Raw genomic sequence first — 15,228 nt, 5'->3', positions numbered from 1 at the left:
CTTGGGATTGATCTCGCTGCTGGATACCCAGCGGCGCCTTCAGTGTCAGTCATGAACCGCCGTATGCGGAACCGCACGTACGGTGGTGTGAGAGGGCGGCGGGAGTAATCCCGCTCCCTACTCGATCCTAGTTGGTTACCAGGCGCTGCTAACCAAGCGATATGCAGTGCGCAGCGAGCGTGGGTTACTGCTGCTCGTTAGCCAGCAGTGCCAACAGCGCATTTTGCTGTCGGCGGCTCATTTCGCGATACCGAACCAGGAGCGCCTGTTCTGAGGAGGACAGGTCATCCAGTTGCTCGTTCAACGCTTGGCGTGACGGTTGGGTTTGCTCAGGCAGAATGGGCAGATCAAGAAGGCTATGTTCGAGCCTGGCGATGATCTCGGAGTTCATGCTGCGGTGATGTTGCTTGGCGACGTCGGCAATGCGGTCGCGCATGCCCTCGGGCAGCCTTACAACGAACTTGTCTGCGGTGCGACTGGTGTAGTTTTGAGTAGCAGTTTTCATAGGGCAACAATGATCGCTTGTTTGAAGTGAGTTGGTACTGGCCAAGCGGAAAATGCAGCAAATTGCGCTTTGACAGACCACCACGCGGCTGAATGCAGCTGAATAATATAATTATAGACAACTAGAGCCTGTTAAGTGCCCTAGTTAATCCTGTTTTTTTACACTGCGCCAGTGGGTGACAAAAAAATGTCTCCGTTTTGTGACGGAATTACGACGAATGGCATTTAGCCATGAATGCCGATGCGGTGGTCAAAGTCGTCAGTATTCAGTTAACATGCGCTCTTAATTGATCGAGTTCAATGAGTTGGCACCGTCAGCTCATGCTCTTTACGCGCTTGTAGCTCAGCTGGATAGAGCAACCGCCTCCTAAGCGGTAGGTCCCCGGTTCGAATCCGGGCTCGCGCACCATTTATAGCAAAGGCTTGCGCGATGTTAATCGGCAAGCCTTTTTTGTTCCAGGTGGGCGCTCTTGCCTGCCGTTAAGCCGTTAAAATGTCCAGCATGCCTGCTTTTCCCGCGCAATGTGTTGCTGGGGTCTAGAACCGAGCGGGCGGATGAATCAGGAGGTTTCGGTGACTACCATCGGTTCGCAAGCAGTCTCTGATGCCTCGCTATCAGCTCGAGATGTTTATCAGTTATTCAAAAACGTAGCGCTAGGCCTGATTGAGGTGGAGCCCCTCACGCCGCAATGGTCTGAGGTGGAAACCGGGCGTGTGATTGTGTTGCTGGGCGACTATCGCGTGACCTTCTGCAAAGATGCAGGTGAGTTGGATCATTGCCTCAGCTGTGAGTCGCCTGACGGGCAGCTTGCCGATATAAATGATTGGCCGGCCAGAGGAACTGATCCACTTGAATTACTCAGCGTCTGGGAGCGCAGGCAGATGCTGTCAGCGCTCCAGGCTGCAAGCAAACGTTAAGCGATTGTGTATTCAGGTGAGGGCAGTCCTTTCCTCGTTCAATATCTGGTGCTTTCCGCTCAGGCTCTCAATATCTAAACCTTTCCCCCCTCATGTAGCTGCTCTTGTTGCTCATAGACGCACTCGGATATTCATTGATAGCGTATAGCTATAAGCCGCTTTGAATTATCTCAATGGCGTCAGCTGTCTGCCGTGCTTAACTTAGGGGCAGGTTGCAGGCACGCACCAAGGCTCATAACGCCTTCAACGCTGTTTGTGTAAGCCGTAACACCCAATACTGAAGCGGAGATCGACATGAGTGACAAGAAAGCAGGCGGATGCCCAGTGATGCATGGTTCAAACACCAAGTTAACGGGGCGGGGCACCATGAATAAGGATTGGTGGCCTAACCAGCTTAATCTGAGCATCCTGCATCAGCACAATCCCAAATCCGATCCCATGGGCGATGGTTTCGATTACGCTGCTGAATTTAATAAGCTCGACTTGGCTATGGTCAAGCGTGACGTTGCGGCACTGATGACCGACTCCAAGGACTGGTGGCCTGCCGATTACGGTCACTATGGTCCCTTCATGATTCGCATGGCGTGGCACTCTGCCGGTACTTACCGTACTGCTGACGGTCGCGGCGGCGCCTCCACCGGTAACCAGCGGTTTGCACCCTTGAATAGCTGGCCGGATAACGCCAACCTCGACAAGGCCCGTCGCTTGTTGTGGCCGATCAAGAAAAAGTACGGTAACAAGCTGTCCTGGGCCGATCTGTATATTCTCACCGGCAATATGGCGCTGGAAACCATGGGGCTTAAGCCTTTTGGCTTTGGCGGCGGTCGCGAGGATATCTGGGCCCCCGAAGAGGATATCTATTGGGGCGCAGAGGAGGAGTGGCTGGCAACCAGTGATAAACTCAATAGCCGCTACTCGGGTGACCGCGACCTGGAAAATCCGCTGGCCGCTGTGCAAATGGGTCTGATTTATGTCAACCCGGAAGGACCAGACGGTAAGCCGGATCCGTTGGCATCAGCACGCGACATTCGCGATACCTTTGAACGTATGGCGATGAATGACTACGAAACGGTTGCGCTCACTGCCGGTGGTCACACCTTCGGCAAGGTGCATGGTGCGGGCGACGCCGCGCATGTGGGGGCTGAGCCTGAAGCCGCGGCTATTGAAGAGATGGGTCTGGGCTGGAAGAGCAGCTTTGGTACCGGCAAAGGCGCTGACACCATTACTAGTGGTCTTGAAGGTTCCTGGACGCCGACGCCAACCCAATGGGATATGAGCTACTTCGATGTGCTCTTTGGCTACGAGTGGGAGCTGACCAAGAGCCCTGCCGGTGCTCACCAGTGGACACCGAAGAACCTGGCAGAGAAAGATCACGCGCCCGATGCCGCGGACCCAAGCAAGCGGGTGGGTATCATGATGTCTACCGCTGATATGGCGATGCGTGAAGATCCCCAGTACCGCAAGATCGCGCAGCATTTCCATCAGAATCCGGCTGAGTTCGCTGATGCCTTTGCACGTGCCTGGTTCAAGCTGACGCACCGTGACATGGGGCCAAAGGCACGCTACCTGGGACCGGACGTGCCAGCTGAAGACCTGTTGTGGCAGGACCCTGTGCCAGCAGTCGATCATGCTTTGGTTGATGCTCAGGATATTGCAACGTTGAAAGCCAAGCTGTTGGCATCGGGCTTATCGACAGCCGAACTGGTATCCACCGCCTGGGCCTCGGCCTCCACCTATCGCGACTCCGATAAACGTGGCGGCGCCAACGGGGCGCGCATTCGTTTGGCGCCCCAGAAAGACTGGGAAGCTAACCAGCCGCAGCAGTTGGCCAAGGTACTCAAGGCGCTGGAAGCAGTGCAAGCGGACTTTAACTCAGCCCAATCAGCGGGTAAGAAAGTGTCGCTGGCGGATTTGATCGTGCTTGGCGGAGCTGCAGCGATTGAGCAGGCAGCAGGCGCTGCTGGTCACCACATTGAGGTTCCGTTTGCACCGGGCCGCACTGACGCGACTGAGGAGCAAACAGATGCAGAGTCGTTTGAGCCTCTGAAGCCTGAAGCGGACGGTTTCCGTAATTATCGTCGCGCTCGCTTTACTGTCGCCGATGAGGAAATGCTGGTCGACAAGGCGCAGCTGCTGGGTCTCAGTGCCCCAGAGATGACGGTACTGGTGGGTGGTCTGCGCGTATTAGGCGCGAACCATGGTGCCAAGCAGCACGGAGTGTTTACCGACAGCCCCGGCACCTTGAGCAACGACTTTTTCGTTAACCTGGTGGATATGGATACTACCTGGGTACCCGTTGCTGGCGATGCTGATGTTTTTGAAGGGCGTGACAGTAGCACTGGCGCTATCAAGTGGACGGGGACACGAGTTGATCTGATTTTCGGTTCAAACTCGCAGCTGCGTGCGCTGGCGGAAGCCTATGCTCAGGACGATGCCAGTGAGAAGTTCGTCAGCGATTTCGTTTCAGCGTGGAACAAGGTAATGAACGCTGATCGCTATGACCTGATCTGATTCTCCTCTGTTAGTAAGCAGTAACCCTCGGGCGCCTTTTGGCGCCCGAGGTGTTTTCGGGCTTTGTTTCTGGCTTTGGCCCGTCGCTTGCTCAGCTTGATTCTCAGTACGAGAAATGAGGATGGATAGTTAGCCCGTAGGCTATTCTGAATAGTCTGATTTATGGGTTTTGATAAGCCGGTAGTGTTAATAGAGGCTCTGCCGTCGCAATCACCGTCGCAAACCAGGCAAAAGACCAAGAAAGATGTGCTCCGTGTATATTTTCTGTCACGCCATACCTGTAACCTGCGGCTGCAATTGATACGGCTTGGATATACTAAGATTGTTCCTCTCTATGCTTTAAGGAACTCTGGTCCAGGCTGGTTGGTCCACAAGCGCTGATGGCTGGCCAGGTTTATGTCTGGCTGTGTCGCGGTCAGCTCTTTGAGCGTCAAGCGGAAGATGGTTCAAAATCTTGTCCGCGTTAAATTGCTATATCCACTCGTTTTGTATTGCACGACTATTTGCACTGGAGCATTGATGTCTCACGCCCTGATGGCTTTTTCCTCTCTGTATTTCGCTACTCTGCTGATGCTGCTCGGAAGTGGTTTGTTGAGCACTTATCTGGGTTTGTACCTGTCCGCGCGGGAGGTGAGTGAGATCTGGATTGGCGTGCTGATGACCGGCTACTATGCCGGCTTGGTGCTGGGGGCGTCGGTTGGCCACAGACTGATCGCACGAGTGGGTCATATTCGCGCATTTGTGGCCAGTGCCGGAATCGTTACTGCCTCTGTACTAGGGCATGCGCTCACAGACAACGTATCAGTCTGGTTGGCTCTGCGGCTGCTGACCGGTATGGCAATGATGTGCCAGTACATGGTGCTGGAGAGCTGGCTAAACGAGCAAGCCGAGTCGCACCAGCGCGGCATGGTGTTTGCCAGCTATATGGTGGTGACCTTCCTTGGGTTGGTGCTGGGGCAGGTGGTATTCACTGTCATGCCTGAACTGCAGATCGAGCATCTGCTGTTTGTAGCCATGTGTTTCTCGCTTTGTCTGGTGCCCGTCGCGGTCACCAAACAGATTCACCCTGCGCCGCTGCATCCCGCACCGCTAAAAGTGAAACTCTTTGTACAGCGCATTCCGCAGGCGTTGACCACGGTTGCAGTATCAGGGCTGATGCTGGGGGCTTTCTACGGTATGGCGCCGGTCTTCGCCAAGACCGAGGGGCTGACCACATCGCAGATTGGTGTTTTTATGGCGGTAACTATTTGCGCAGGCCTTATGGCGCAGTGGCCTGCGGGTTGGTTGTCTGACCGGGTTGACCGTAGTCATCTGATTCAACTGAATGCCATCGTACTTACGGGTGTTGCGCTATTGATGGCGCTTGATTTACTGCCAGGCATGGCCTTGATGGTGCTGACAGCGATCTTTGGTTTTCTGGTTTTTACGCTTTATCCGCTTGCCGTCGCCTTGGCCAATGACCATGTTGAGCCCGATGATCGGGTGCCGTTGTCGGCAATGCTGTTGGTGACCTTTGGCTTGGGTGCCAGCATTGGCCCGTTGTTGAGTTCGGTAATGATGAAGGTATGGGGGCCCGAAATGCTCTACATCTTCATGGCCTGCTGTTCGATGGTACTGGTCTTCAGAGTGCGTGCCGCTACGGTAACGGGTGAGCATCTGGTTGAAGAGGCGCCACTGCACTTTATGCCGGCAGCAGGTAACCTGGCCAGCTCGCCTTTGTCTGCAGCGTTCGACCCCCGCGTTGACGAACAGGCTGTCGCTGATCAGATGCAGGATGACGTCGTAGAAGAAGAGGAAGCCATGAGTGAAGCAGAGGTGGCGGCAGCCGATGCGGATCAGGATGATCATCGCCCCGGCTGATACGGTACTTTCTAAAAGAGATCTTCCTTCTCGATCCGGCGCGCCTCACGTTGCAAGTAGTTTACATAGCGATCTATTTGGCGCTGGGCGAGGGGGGAAGGCTGTTGGAAGTGAATGCCAATCTGTGTTTCGTTGGCGGTTTCTATGAAACTAACGTGGCGAATAACCACGGCCAGTTCAAGTCTTCCTGTCTCTGGTAGATGCAGGTGGCAGGGCGAGAATAGCTCGCCCGGCTGAAGTGATGAGCACTGATCCCCTTCAATACGCGCTTTGCATCCGGTCGCTGAAATATCCATCAAGTAGGTAGTCAGCGTGCGTTGACGTTCTGGGTGATTCAGCTCTAATGGGACATCAGCTGTACGTCGCACGCTCGCACGAAACGCGCCGCGCTTCTGATGATACATTAGTTCTTTAGGCAGTTTGGTTGAGTATGCCGGGGCTTCATCAAATACGATTTGAGTGGCTTGGCCAGCGGCACAGCTCCAGCGCATGTGTATGCCTTCATGCCATGCGTCTATTTTGAATCCTTCGCCCTGGCTGGCATAGCGATCGCCCTCACGGGGAATCATTTCGTCGAGACAAAGGGCGTCGGCATCTGAGTCGACGTTGACGATAAAGCTCTGAAACTTCTGCGCGCGGTCATCAAAGGTGATGATTAGTGGATCGCGAGACTGCATCAGAGTTTTGAGTAAGGCTGTTATCTCAATGGCGGAGCGAACTTCGCGGGGCGGCTGCGGGCCTGCTTCTTGTGATAGTAGGGTAGACACTTCGAGCTCTCGATTTTATTGATTTAGCTGAGATAACTATACAGCAAGCTGGCTGTTTGGTATCAGTCTTAGACCTTTGTGAGGTCGCGGGAGATACCGGTACGACTCCGATTACCCAGCTGGTCATAGACATTTTGTCCGGATTCACCCTGGTTGCGTAATAGGTCTAGCAGGCTGGAAGTGCTGTTTTGACTGTGGCGCACCAAACGCGCGTTGCCGTCGTTAGCTGCTTTGCATTGCCCAAGGCGCTCAATGAAGCCCTGGTAGGCTGCGCTTAGCCCTGCATCGCCCAAGCTGGCGATATGACTTTTCAGCCCGTCGTCAGCAATATGCTGTGCGCTGCAGTAAGCTTTGATGCGGAAGTCGTGATTCGCCAAGGCTTCGATGAGCGGGCGTTTTTCCTGCAGGATTTTTTCAAGTTCGTCCATGTTTTGCTGGACGATTGATTCTCTCTCGCGCTCTGACAGTGCAAGATAATGCTCACAGTCCTGATCAGCCTGTTGAAGGATAGAGCTCAACTCATGCATCGGTATCTCCGTAAGCATGGGCCTGGATCAGATAGCTGCTCAGCTTTCTAAGCTAAGCAGCTTGTCGGCAATCCGCGTACTGTCGACCTGATAGCTGCCGTCAGCAATGGCCTGTTTTATTTGGTTGACCCGCTCACTGTCGACTTCCGGAAGGTCGCGCAAACGTTCTTCGATCGCCTGAAATTGCTGTGCTTGCGGGCTCAGGCTGACAGAGGAACGCTCGGTGCTGGTTTCTTTCGCTGCAGTGGTAGTCGCTGTTTCTGTCGTGTCGAGCGCGGCGTCACGCTTGCCAGCTGTATTGCTTGTCTGGCTGTTACGACTGGCCCCAGAAGGACCATTTGTCGAGTTGAAGTCAATGACCATGATGGTTTCCTCAAACTGTAAAATCTTCTCTAATTGCTTTAACGGCCGCGAGGCTGAAAACTTTAGGGAAAATAAGTGTGAAAAGCATCACTGTTTGGCGTGCTCGGCTCTAACGTGAGTATATCCGAAAATTCCTTGTTCATCACATGTCTACCCTGACTTGCCCCGCCGCGCTCACACGCGCTTTTATTTCACGGTTTGATCGCGTGTTACGCACTCTTATCTGGGCGCCCACCGCACCGTCCTCCATCGCTTCACCTGGCATTTTCACTGACACGCTGCCATTGCTGGCGCTGATCACAACTTTGTCGCCGCGGCGGATAACTTCGTTCTGCGCAATGATAGCGAAGGTGACTATGGTGTCGGGTGCTACTGGTCGGGTCAAGCGCATGCCGATGGCCTGCTCCGGCTCAACCAGATACTTGTCGCGCAGCAAGCTGGTATCTCGTTCCTGTAGTGTCAGATCGCTGGCGCTGAGCACGGTGTCCCTGGAAAGGGGGTGGGCGCTGACGAGCACCTGCTGATAGAGGCTGACCTGGCCCGGAACGAAAAGGCGCCAGGGTGAATCGCTGTTGCAGGTTAGCCTGACGGTCACTCGACCAACGGGAATATTCGGACTTTCCAGTTCTGCGCTAAGCTGTTCTTCAGGGCATAGCGGCAGGCGTAATCGGGCATCAAGCCGATTGAGCTTGATTTCGTAGCGCCCGGGCTGGCCAGTGCGAGCAATATGTTCCTGTACTTCTTGCTCAAGAAACTGATTGGTCGCGTCGATAAGCTGATCAATGAGGGGGGTCGCGAACAGTGGCGAGGAAAAAAATATCGTCAATGCCGCGCACCTGGTGAGAAAACGCATACAATTACCTTTAATAACAAACGATCGGTGCGTGTCATTTTACTGTCGGTTCGATAGCCTTATTGTCGTACTGCATGAAATATGCCGCATTGAGCACAATACGAAAAGGAGCTGCCCATGGCTGGTGTAATGGATTCAGTCAATCAGCGTACACAGCTGGTTGGCCAGAATCGGTTGGAGCTGCTGCTGTTCAGGCTGGCAGGTAATCAGCTGTACGGTGTGAATGTGTTCAAGGTCAAAGAGGTGTTGCAATGCCCTCGCCTGACCATGATGCCGAGGCTGCATCCGGTCGTGCGCGGAGTGGCGCATATTCGCGGCGGAACCTTGCCCATTCTCGATTTGAACCGGGCGACCGGCGGCCCGGGGCTTGATAATCTCGACACCGCGTTTGTTATCATTACCGAGTACAACTATAAGGTGCAGGGGTTTCTGGTTCGCTCAGTCGAACGTATCGTCAATATGAACTGGTCAGAAATTCATCCGCCGCCAAAGGGCACTGGGCGTGATCATTATCTGACAGCAGTGACGCGCGTTGATAATCAGATGGTTGAGATTATTGATGTCGAGAAGGTCTTGGCTGAAGTCGTGCCAACCAACGAAAAAATCTCAGAGGGGGTCATCAGTCAGGAAACCCAGGCGGAAGCTGTCTCGCGCAAGGTGTTGATAGTCGATGACTCCTCTATCGCGCGCAAACAGGTGTCTCGATGTTTGCAGGAAGTGGGGGTAGAGATCATCACGCTCAACGATGGCAGGCAGGCGCTGGACTGGCTTCGCGCGCAAGCCGACCTGGGCGAAGATGTGAGCAAGACGCTACTGATGATGGTCTCGGATATTGAAATGCCCGAGATGGATGGCTACACGCTGACGGCTGAGATTCGCAATGATCCGCGGCTGAAGAACCTGCATGTGATGTTGCACACTTCACTGTCAGGGGTATTCAATCAGGCAATGGTCAAGAAAGTGGGCGCAGATGATTTTCTCGCCAAGTTCAAGCCTGATGATCTGGCTCAGCGCGTTATTGATCGGCTTCATGCTCTGCGCGAGCAGACTGATTAGCCGATGGTGATAACTTTATCGACTACAACAACACAAGGCGGCCCGTGTGACTTTGGCTAATCAGGACTTTCAGGCTTTTCGTGAGTTTTTGGAGAAGGCCTGCGGCATTGTGCTGGGTGATAACAAGCAGTATCTGGTATCAAGCCGGTTGAATCGCTTACTGGAGCAGGAAAAAATTGGCAGCCTGGGGGAGTTGGTAAAGCGTATTCAAAGTCAGCCGCGCAGTAATTTGCGCGAGTTGGTTATTGATGCAATGACGACTAATGAGACTCTCTGGTTTCGCGACGTCTATCCTTTCGAGGTGCTCAAGAAAAAGCTGATTCCGGAGTTTATCAAAAGCAATCCGAACCAGCGCTTGCGTATCTGGTCTGCTGCTTGCTCTTCCGGGCAGGAACCCTACTCGCTGAGCATGTCGATTGACGAGTTCGAGCGGAGCAATGCGGGCCAACTGCGCAGCGGTGCGCAAATTGTCGCGACCGATCTGTCTGGTGGTATTTTGAACGCCGCCAAAAGCGCAGAATACGACAGCCTTTCGGTTGCCAGGGGGCTTTCGCAGGAGCGGCTGGCACGTCATTTTGACCAGTTGGCGCCTGGCCGTTGGGCGCTGAAGCCGGCGTTGCGCAATCGCGTCGAGTTTCGTGCTATCAACCTGCTCGACAGTTATTCGATGCTTGGCAAGTTCGATATTGTGTTCTGCCGTAATGTGCTCATTTACTTCTCGGCTGACGTAAAGAAGGACATCTTGCGGCGTATTCATGCCACGCTGAAACCCGGTGGTTATTTGATGTTGGGCGCCTCTGAGGCTCTCAATGGTTTGCCGGAGCTGTATCAGATGGTCCAGTGTAATCCGGGTATCGTTTACCAGGCACGTTGATCTCTGCTTAAGGTATTGCCGCTGACAATGGCGGCAATACTTTTGCCGCTTTATCTCCCCTCCGATTTATCCTTTGTTGCCGTTTGCCGGTAACTCCTTGCCGCTTTTGCCACTTTTTTTTCGCAACTAGCTGAATTTCCTGGGTTTTTAATTTTGGCACGCTGTTTGCTTTGTTGTTGGCATAGAGGCCTTTTGGCTTTGTGCCAGAACGAGGAAGGTTGCCATGAGTATCAGTTTCGACAACGCATTGGGTGTGCATGAGCAAGCACTCAAGTTCCGCTCCCAGCGGGCTGAGGTGCTGGCTAACAATCTGGCTAATGCGGAAACCCCAAACTACAAAGCGCGTGACCTGGAGTTCAGTGCCGTACTGGCGGCTCAGCAGCCAGGTGGCAGCCAGTCAGTCAGCCTGGCGCAAACCAACTCGGGTCACATTGCCGCCGATAGCCTCATAGACCAAGTGGCTGGGCTGCGGTTTCGCACCCCGCTACAGCCTTCGCTCGACGGCAACACAGTAGATGCAGAGGCAGAGAAGGCCGCTTACGCACAAAATGCGATCGACTTTCAGGCCAGCTTCACCTTCCTCAACAGCAAATTCAAGGGCCTGATGACAGCCCTGCGGGGAGATTAAACCATGTCTCTTGATAAAGTTTTTGATATCGCCGGCTCTGGTATGAGTGCGCAGTCGCTGCGGCTTAACACCGTGGCCAGCAATATTGCCAACGCCGAGACGGTTTCGAGCAGCATTGATCAAACCTACCGTGCGCGTAACCCGGTTTTTGCAACCATCTTCAGTGCTGAGCAGGGCGCTGGCGCCTCCTTGTTTAGTGATCAGCAGCAAGTTGGCGAAGGTGTTCAGGTTTTAGGTGTTGTTGAGTCCGACGCGGAGTTAGAACCGCGCTATGAGCCCGATCATCCCATGGCGAATGAAGATGGGTATGTGTTTTATCCCAACGTAAATGTGGTTGAAGAAATGGCCAACATGATGTCTGCCTCCCGGTCCTACCAGACCAATGTGGAAGTCATGAATACCGCCAAAACCATGTTGCAACGCGTCCTGACCCTGGGCCAGTAAACGGAGACATACCGACATGAGTGTCAGCAATAATGTGGCAGTGGGCAACAGTGTATTGGACCAGTACAAGTTCGATACAGATCGTGAGCCTAAGAGCGACGAGCTGGGCAAGGATCAGTTTCTCGAGTTGTTGGTTGCGCAGATGAACAATCAGGACCCCCTTTCCCCGCAGGAAAACGGTGAGTTTATTGCCCAGCTGGCGCAATTCAGTACGGTCGAAGGCATCGAGAATATGAACACCTCGATGGAGGCTTTGCTCAGTGGTTATCAGTCTTCACAGGCGTTACAGGCATCTTCTCTAGTGGGTCGTACCGTGATTGTGCCGTCTGATCAGGCGATTGTGGATACGGCTACAGGGGTCGAAGGTCAGTTCGCTCTGCCGGAAGACAGTGGCGCAGTATCTATCAAGGTGCTCGACAGCGCCGGTAGCCTGGTGAATACCATCAACATGGGTGATCTCAAAGCCGGGATGCATGATTTCAAATGGGATGGCAAGGATGGTAGCGGCAATGTCTTGCCGCCAGGTGCCTATACCTTTGAAGCGACCGCAGCGGTTGGTGGTACAACCAAGCAGTTGGCTACGCTGTTGCCGGCCAACGTGGATAGTGTATCGCTGGGGGCTGGCAATAATGGTGAGTTACTACTCAATGTGGCTGGCCTGGGCAGTATCAGTTTATCCAACGTTTACTCGATTAAATAACAGTCGTCCGCATCAGGCTGAGGAGAAATATTATGTCTTTTAATATCGGTTTGAGTGGTATCCGGGCGGCAGCTTCCGATCTGAATATCACAGGTAATAATATTGCGAACGCCGGTACCGTCGGCTTCAAAAGCTCGCGTGCCGAGTTTGCTGATGTCTATGCCGCCTCGGTTTTGGGTACTGGCAGCAACGCCCAAGGCAGTGGCGTGAGGTTGCAGAATACGGCGCAGTTGTTTACCCAGGGCAACATCGGTTTTACCGAGAACAGCTTGGACATGGCCATCAACGGTAACGGGTTCTTCGTTACCAGCAAGGATGGTGCGCTGTCTTATACTCGCGCTGGCTATTTTGGCACTGATAGCGACGGTAATATCGTCAATAACGCAGGTGAGCGCTTGCAGGGGTTTGCGGTCAACGCGGTATCCGGTCAGATCGATCAAGGCATTCAGACGGATCTTCGTGTTGATACGCGTTCAGCTGATCCGAATGCCACTACATCTATCAGCTCGACGCTGAATCTGAATTCTACACAGACCCGGCCCCCGGTCTACTCGCAAGGCTATGATACTGCCTATGCGGCTTCAATCGCTGGCGCCGTCGATCCTGCCAACCCGACGCCGGCTGAAATCGTGGCGGCCGAGACCGCAGGTCTGGCGGCGGCGCGAGCTACCTTTGATCCGACTAACTCGGCGTCTTACAACAGCTCTACGTCGGTGAAGATTTACGATAGCCTGGGTAACGATCACGTATTGACGAAGTACTTCGTGAAAAATGACGCGAACAGCTGGGATATGTACGTCCTGGTAGACGGTCGTGACCTGCAAAGCGGTACGCCTGCTACCGATCCAGCTTTTGATCCGACGGCAACCACGCGTTATGACGTGGACTTTAACAGCGTGGGTGAGCTGGTTAGTCCTCAGCCATACAACATAACCGGCTGGCAGCCGCTGGATAGTGAGGGGCAGCCAACGGGGGCCGAATCTCCGGTAGCGAATCTCGACCTGAATCTCACTGGCTCCACGCAATATTCATCCAGCTTCGCGGTGACCGCAGTATCGCAGGATGGCTTCACTACGGGTGAGCTGGCTGGCCTGGGTATCGATAAGTCCGGCTTGCTGGTGGCGCGCTATACCAACGGGCAAACTCGGGTTCAGGGGCAGGTGGTGCTTGCTACCTTTGCCAACCAGCAGGGCTTGAGCCCCTTGGGTAATACGGCTTGGTCGCAGTCATTCGAGTCGGGCGAGCCGGTAATAGGAGCGCCTACTACGGGGACATTGGGCAGTATTCAGTCCGGTGCGCTGGAGCAGTCGAACGTTGACATTTCCGAGCAGTTGATCAATTTAATCGTGGCGCAGCGCAACTATCAAGCTAATGCCAAAACCATTCAGACTGAAGATGCGGTGACCCAGACCATTATCAACCTGAGGTAAGTCGTCAGCGTATAAAACGGCGATCTCAGCGGCAATACCGGCAAATAGGCGTGCCGGTATTGCCGCTTTTTTTTGTCCTTTATTTTTTAAGTCTATGATTTTTATTGCTTAAATAGTAAATGTGGGTTGATGGCATGGTCTGTGCTTTATCTTCTGTATCAAGAGCAAAAGCGGCAATTCTTTGTCGCGTCAGTTGATGCGGGAGAAAGGACATGGACAAATCGCTATACATATCCATGACGGGGGCAAGCCAAAACGCGTTAGCGCAACGTTCGCACGCCAACAACCTGGCAAACCTCACCACCACCGGGTTTCGCAAGGACTTTGAACAAGCGCGCTCCATGCCGGTTTTTGGCGATGGGTTTGCTACCCGCGCCTATGCAATGACTGAGCGTCCTGGCACCGACTATTCCGCCGGAAGCATGCAAGAGACAGGTCGCGAGTTGGATGTTGCCGTCCAGGGCGAAGGTTGGATAGCAGTGCAGGCTCCAGATGGCACAGAAGCTTACACGCGTGCTGGCAACCTCAAGATTGATGCTTTTGGGATTCTGCGTACCTCTGGTGGCCTGCCAGTGCTGGGTAACGGTGGCCCCATTGCGATCCCGCCAGCAGAAAAGATCGAGGTTGGCTCGGACGGCACCATCAGCATCCGTGCCCTGGGTGAAGCACCCACGGTCATGGCAGAAGTAGATCGCATCAAACTGGTTAATCCTGATCCTGCCAGCCTGCGTAAGGCGGAAGACGGCCTGATGCGCGCTGATGGCGGCCTCGAGCAACCGGCCGACGGGGCTGTGCAGGTTGCGACCGGTTTTCTGGAAGGCAGCAATGTCAATGCGGTTGAAGAGATGACCTCGATGTTGACGCTCGCACGGCAGTTTGAGCTGCACATCAAGATGATGCGCACCGCTGACGAGAACGCTCAGGCGTCAGATCGCGTCCTGCAAATCAGTTAACGTTTAATAGCAGTGTCAGTTAACTGACACGCGAGGAGAGACACCATGCTCGCAGCACTTTGGGTCAGCAAAACCGGTTTGTCCGCTCAGGACACCATGCTCACCACTATTTCCAACAACCTGGCTAACGTATCAACTACGGGTTTCAAGCGTGATCGGCCGGAGTTTGAAGATCTGCTGTATCAGGTCAAGCGCCAGCCTGGCGGCCAGAGTACTCAAGACACGCAATTGCCTTCAGGTTTGCAGTTGGGTACGGGTGTACGGGTGGTGGGTACCCAGAAGATATTTACCGAGGGCACGCTGCAGACCACTGAGCAGCCACTGGATATGGCGGTCAATGGCCGCGGGTTCTTTCAGATCCTGATGCCCGACGGCAACATTGGCTATACCCGTGACGGTAGTTTTCATCTCGACGCCGATGGTCAGATTGTTACGTCCAATGGTTTCCCGCTTGAGCCTGGCATTGTGCTGCCAGATGACGTCCAGACACTGACCATAGGTGAAGACGGCACCGTCAGCATTTCGGTATTTGGCAATCCCGGCATTCAGCAGATTGGCAATATTCAGACCTCGGATTTCATCAACCCGGCGGGGCTGCAGTCGATTGGTAATAACCTGTTTTTGGAAACCGCCGCCAGCGGCGCGCCGCAGAACGGCAATCCGGGCGATAACGGTCTGGGTACTGTTCTGCAGAACACCCTTGAGAACTCCAACGTCAGTGTGGTTGAAGAGCTGGTCAACATGATCACCACTCAACGCGCGTACGAGATGAACTCCAAGGTTATTTCCACCGCAGACCAAATGCTGCAGTACATCAGTCAGAATCTCTGACGGGAGCTT

General features: G+C 53.9%; 16 protein-coding genes and 1 tRNA gene. 12 read left to right on the top strand and 5 right to left on the bottom strand.

Features of this window, described 5'->3' with window-relative positions:
- Window positions 1–184: 184 nt before the first annotated feature.
- A complete protein-coding gene (locus EF096_RS11155) occupies window positions 185–505 on the bottom strand; it encodes an Arc family DNA-binding protein (protein WP_123889713.1) in 321 nt (106 codons plus the stop codon).
- 331 nt (window positions 506–836) lie between these two features.
- Between EF096_RS11155 and EF096_RS11150 the strand changes: the two genes are divergently transcribed.
- The 4 genes from EF096_RS11150 to EF096_RS11130 all read left to right on the top strand — a co-directional run bounded on the left by EF096_RS11150 (window position 837) and on the right by EF096_RS11130 (window position 5,793).
- Window positions 837–913, top strand: a tRNA-Arg gene (locus tag EF096_RS11150).
- Between the two features lie 164 nt (window positions 914–1,077).
- Window positions 1,078–1,422 carry a DUF7693 family protein gene (locus tag EF096_RS11145; protein ID WP_123889712.1) on the top strand — a complete coding sequence of 115 codons (345 nt, stop codon included), beginning with the start codon at window positions 1,078–1,080 and terminating at the stop codon, window positions 1,420–1,422.
- 294 nt (window positions 1,423–1,716) lie between these two features.
- Window positions 1,717–3,933, top strand: a complete 2,217-nt coding sequence (katG, locus tag EF096_RS11135; RefSeq protein WP_177412336.1) for a catalase/peroxidase HPI — start codon at window positions 1,717–1,719, stop codon at window positions 3,931–3,933.
- 519 nt (window positions 3,934–4,452) lie between these two features.
- Complete coding sequence (locus tag EF096_RS11130) at window positions 4,453–5,793, top strand: MFS transporter (protein ID WP_123889709.1); 1,341 nt, start codon at window positions 4,453–4,455, stop codon at window positions 5,791–5,793.
- 11 nt (window positions 5,794–5,804) lie between these two features.
- On the opposite strand, the gene EF096_RS11125 is transcribed toward EF096_RS11130, so the two are convergent.
- The 4 genes from EF096_RS11125 to flgA all read right to left on the bottom strand — a co-directional run bounded on the left by EF096_RS11125 (window position 5,805) and on the right by flgA (window position 8,276).
- Complete coding sequence (locus EF096_RS11125) at window positions 5,805–6,560, bottom strand: flagellar brake protein (protein ID WP_123889708.1); 756 nt, start codon at window positions 6,558–6,560, stop codon at window positions 5,805–5,807.
- Between the two features lie 68 nt (window positions 6,561–6,628).
- Window positions 6,629–7,087: a flagella synthesis protein FlgN gene (locus EF096_RS11120; protein WP_158611269.1), complete on the bottom strand. Its 459-nt coding sequence runs from the start codon at window positions 7,085–7,087 to the stop codon at window positions 6,629–6,631.
- A gap of 39 nt (window positions 7,088–7,126) precedes the next feature.
- Window positions 7,127–7,450 carry a flagellar biosynthesis anti-sigma factor FlgM gene (gene flgM, locus EF096_RS11115; RefSeq protein WP_123889706.1) on the bottom strand — a complete coding sequence of 108 codons (324 nt, stop codon included), beginning with the start codon at window positions 7,448–7,450 and terminating at the stop codon, window positions 7,127–7,129.
- Between the two features lie 142 nt (window positions 7,451–7,592).
- Window positions 7,593–8,276, bottom strand: coding sequence for a flagellar basal body P-ring formation chaperone FlgA (gene flgA / locus EF096_RS11110; protein ID WP_235869717.1), 684 nt, complete (start codon window positions 8,274–8,276; stop codon window positions 7,593–7,595).
- A gap of 144 nt (window positions 8,277–8,420) precedes the next feature.
- Between flgA and EF096_RS11105 the strand changes: the two genes are divergently transcribed.
- The 8 genes from EF096_RS11105 to flgG all read left to right on the top strand — a co-directional run bounded on the left by EF096_RS11105 (window position 8,421) and on the right by flgG (window position 15,219).
- Window positions 8,421–9,359: a chemotaxis protein CheV gene (locus tag EF096_RS11105; RefSeq protein WP_123889704.1), complete on the top strand. Its 939-nt coding sequence runs from the start codon at window positions 8,421–8,423 to the stop codon at window positions 9,357–9,359.
- Between the two features lie 46 nt (window positions 9,360–9,405).
- Window positions 9,406–10,233 (top strand): CheR family methyltransferase, encoded by an 828-nt coding sequence (locus tag EF096_RS11100; protein WP_123889703.1) that lies wholly within the window; start codon window positions 9,406–9,408, stop codon window positions 10,231–10,233.
- Between the two features lie 223 nt (window positions 10,234–10,456).
- Complete coding sequence (gene flgB, locus EF096_RS11095) at window positions 10,457–10,861, top strand: flagellar basal body rod protein FlgB (RefSeq protein WP_123889702.1); 405 nt, start codon at window positions 10,457–10,459, stop codon at window positions 10,859–10,861.
- A gap of 3 nt (window positions 10,862–10,864) precedes the next feature.
- Window positions 10,865–11,305, top strand: a complete 441-nt coding sequence (gene flgC / locus EF096_RS11090) for a flagellar basal body rod protein FlgC (RefSeq protein ID WP_123889701.1) — start codon at window positions 10,865–10,867, stop codon at window positions 11,303–11,305.
- 16 nt (window positions 11,306–11,321) lie between these two features.
- Window positions 11,322–12,005 carry a flagellar hook assembly protein FlgD gene (flgD, locus tag EF096_RS11085; RefSeq protein ID WP_123889700.1) on the top strand — a complete coding sequence of 228 codons (684 nt, stop codon included), beginning with the start codon at window positions 11,322–11,324 and terminating at the stop codon, window positions 12,003–12,005.
- A 32-nt stretch (window positions 12,006–12,037) separates the two neighbouring features.
- Window positions 12,038–13,435, top strand: coding sequence for a flagellar hook protein FlgE (locus tag EF096_RS11080; RefSeq protein ID WP_123889699.1), 1,398 nt, complete (start codon window positions 12,038–12,040; stop codon window positions 13,433–13,435).
- A gap of 212 nt (window positions 13,436–13,647) precedes the next feature.
- Entirely contained in the window at window positions 13,648–14,388 is a 741-nt protein-coding gene (gene flgF / locus EF096_RS11075; RefSeq protein WP_123889698.1) for a flagellar basal-body rod protein FlgF, read from the top strand.
- A gap of 45 nt (window positions 14,389–14,433) precedes the next feature.
- Window positions 14,434–15,219, top strand: coding sequence for a flagellar basal-body rod protein FlgG (gene flgG / locus EF096_RS11070; RefSeq protein WP_123889697.1), 786 nt, complete (start codon window positions 14,434–14,436; stop codon window positions 15,217–15,219).
- Window positions 15,220–15,228: the final 9 nt, after the last annotated feature.

Origin of the sequence: Pseudomonas neustonica (genome assembly GCF_003797945.1) — a bacterium.
GTDB lineage: Bacteria > Pseudomonadota > Gammaproteobacteria > Pseudomonadales > Pseudomonadaceae > Halopseudomonas > Halopseudomonas neustonica.
The sequence above is the reverse complement of the archived record's forward strand: the minus strand, read 5'-3'. Positions and strand labels throughout refer to the sequence as shown.

Coding starts and splice junctions, on each gene's coding strand:
- EF096_RS11155 (WP_123889713.1), bottom strand. CDS start 505: ATGAAAACTGCTACTCAAAACTACACCAGTCGCACCGCAGACAAGTTC.
- katG (WP_177412336.1), top strand. CDS start 1,717: ATGAGTGACAAGAAAGCAGGCGGATGCCCAGTGATGCATGGTTCAAAC.
- EF096_RS11130 (WP_123889709.1), top strand. CDS start 4,453: ATGTCTCACGCCCTGATGGCTTTTTCCTCTCTGTATTTCGCTACTCTG.
- EF096_RS11120 (WP_158611269.1), bottom strand. CDS start 7,087: ATGCATGAGTTGAGCTCTATCCTTCAACAGGCTGATCAGGACTGTGAG.
- flgM (WP_123889706.1), bottom strand. CDS start 7,450: ATGGTCATTGACTTCAACTCGACAAATGGTCCTTCTGGGGCCAGTCGT.
- EF096_RS11105 (WP_123889704.1), top strand. CDS start 8,421: ATGGCTGGTGTAATGGATTCAGTCAATCAGCGTACACAGCTGGTTGGC.
- flgB (WP_123889702.1), top strand. CDS start 10,457: ATGAGTATCAGTTTCGACAACGCATTGGGTGTGCATGAGCAAGCACTC.
- flgC (WP_123889701.1), top strand. CDS start 10,865: ATGTCTCTTGATAAAGTTTTTGATATCGCCGGCTCTGGTATGAGTGCG.
- flgD (WP_123889700.1), top strand. CDS start 11,322: ATGAGTGTCAGCAATAATGTGGCAGTGGGCAACAGTGTATTGGACCAG.
- EF096_RS11080 (WP_123889699.1), top strand. CDS start 12,038: ATGTCTTTTAATATCGGTTTGAGTGGTATCCGGGCGGCAGCTTCCGAT.
- flgF (WP_123889698.1), top strand. CDS start 13,648: ATGGACAAATCGCTATACATATCCATGACGGGGGCAAGCCAAAACGCG.
- flgG (WP_123889697.1), top strand. CDS start 14,434: ATGCTCGCAGCACTTTGGGTCAGCAAAACCGGTTTGTCCGCTCAGGAC.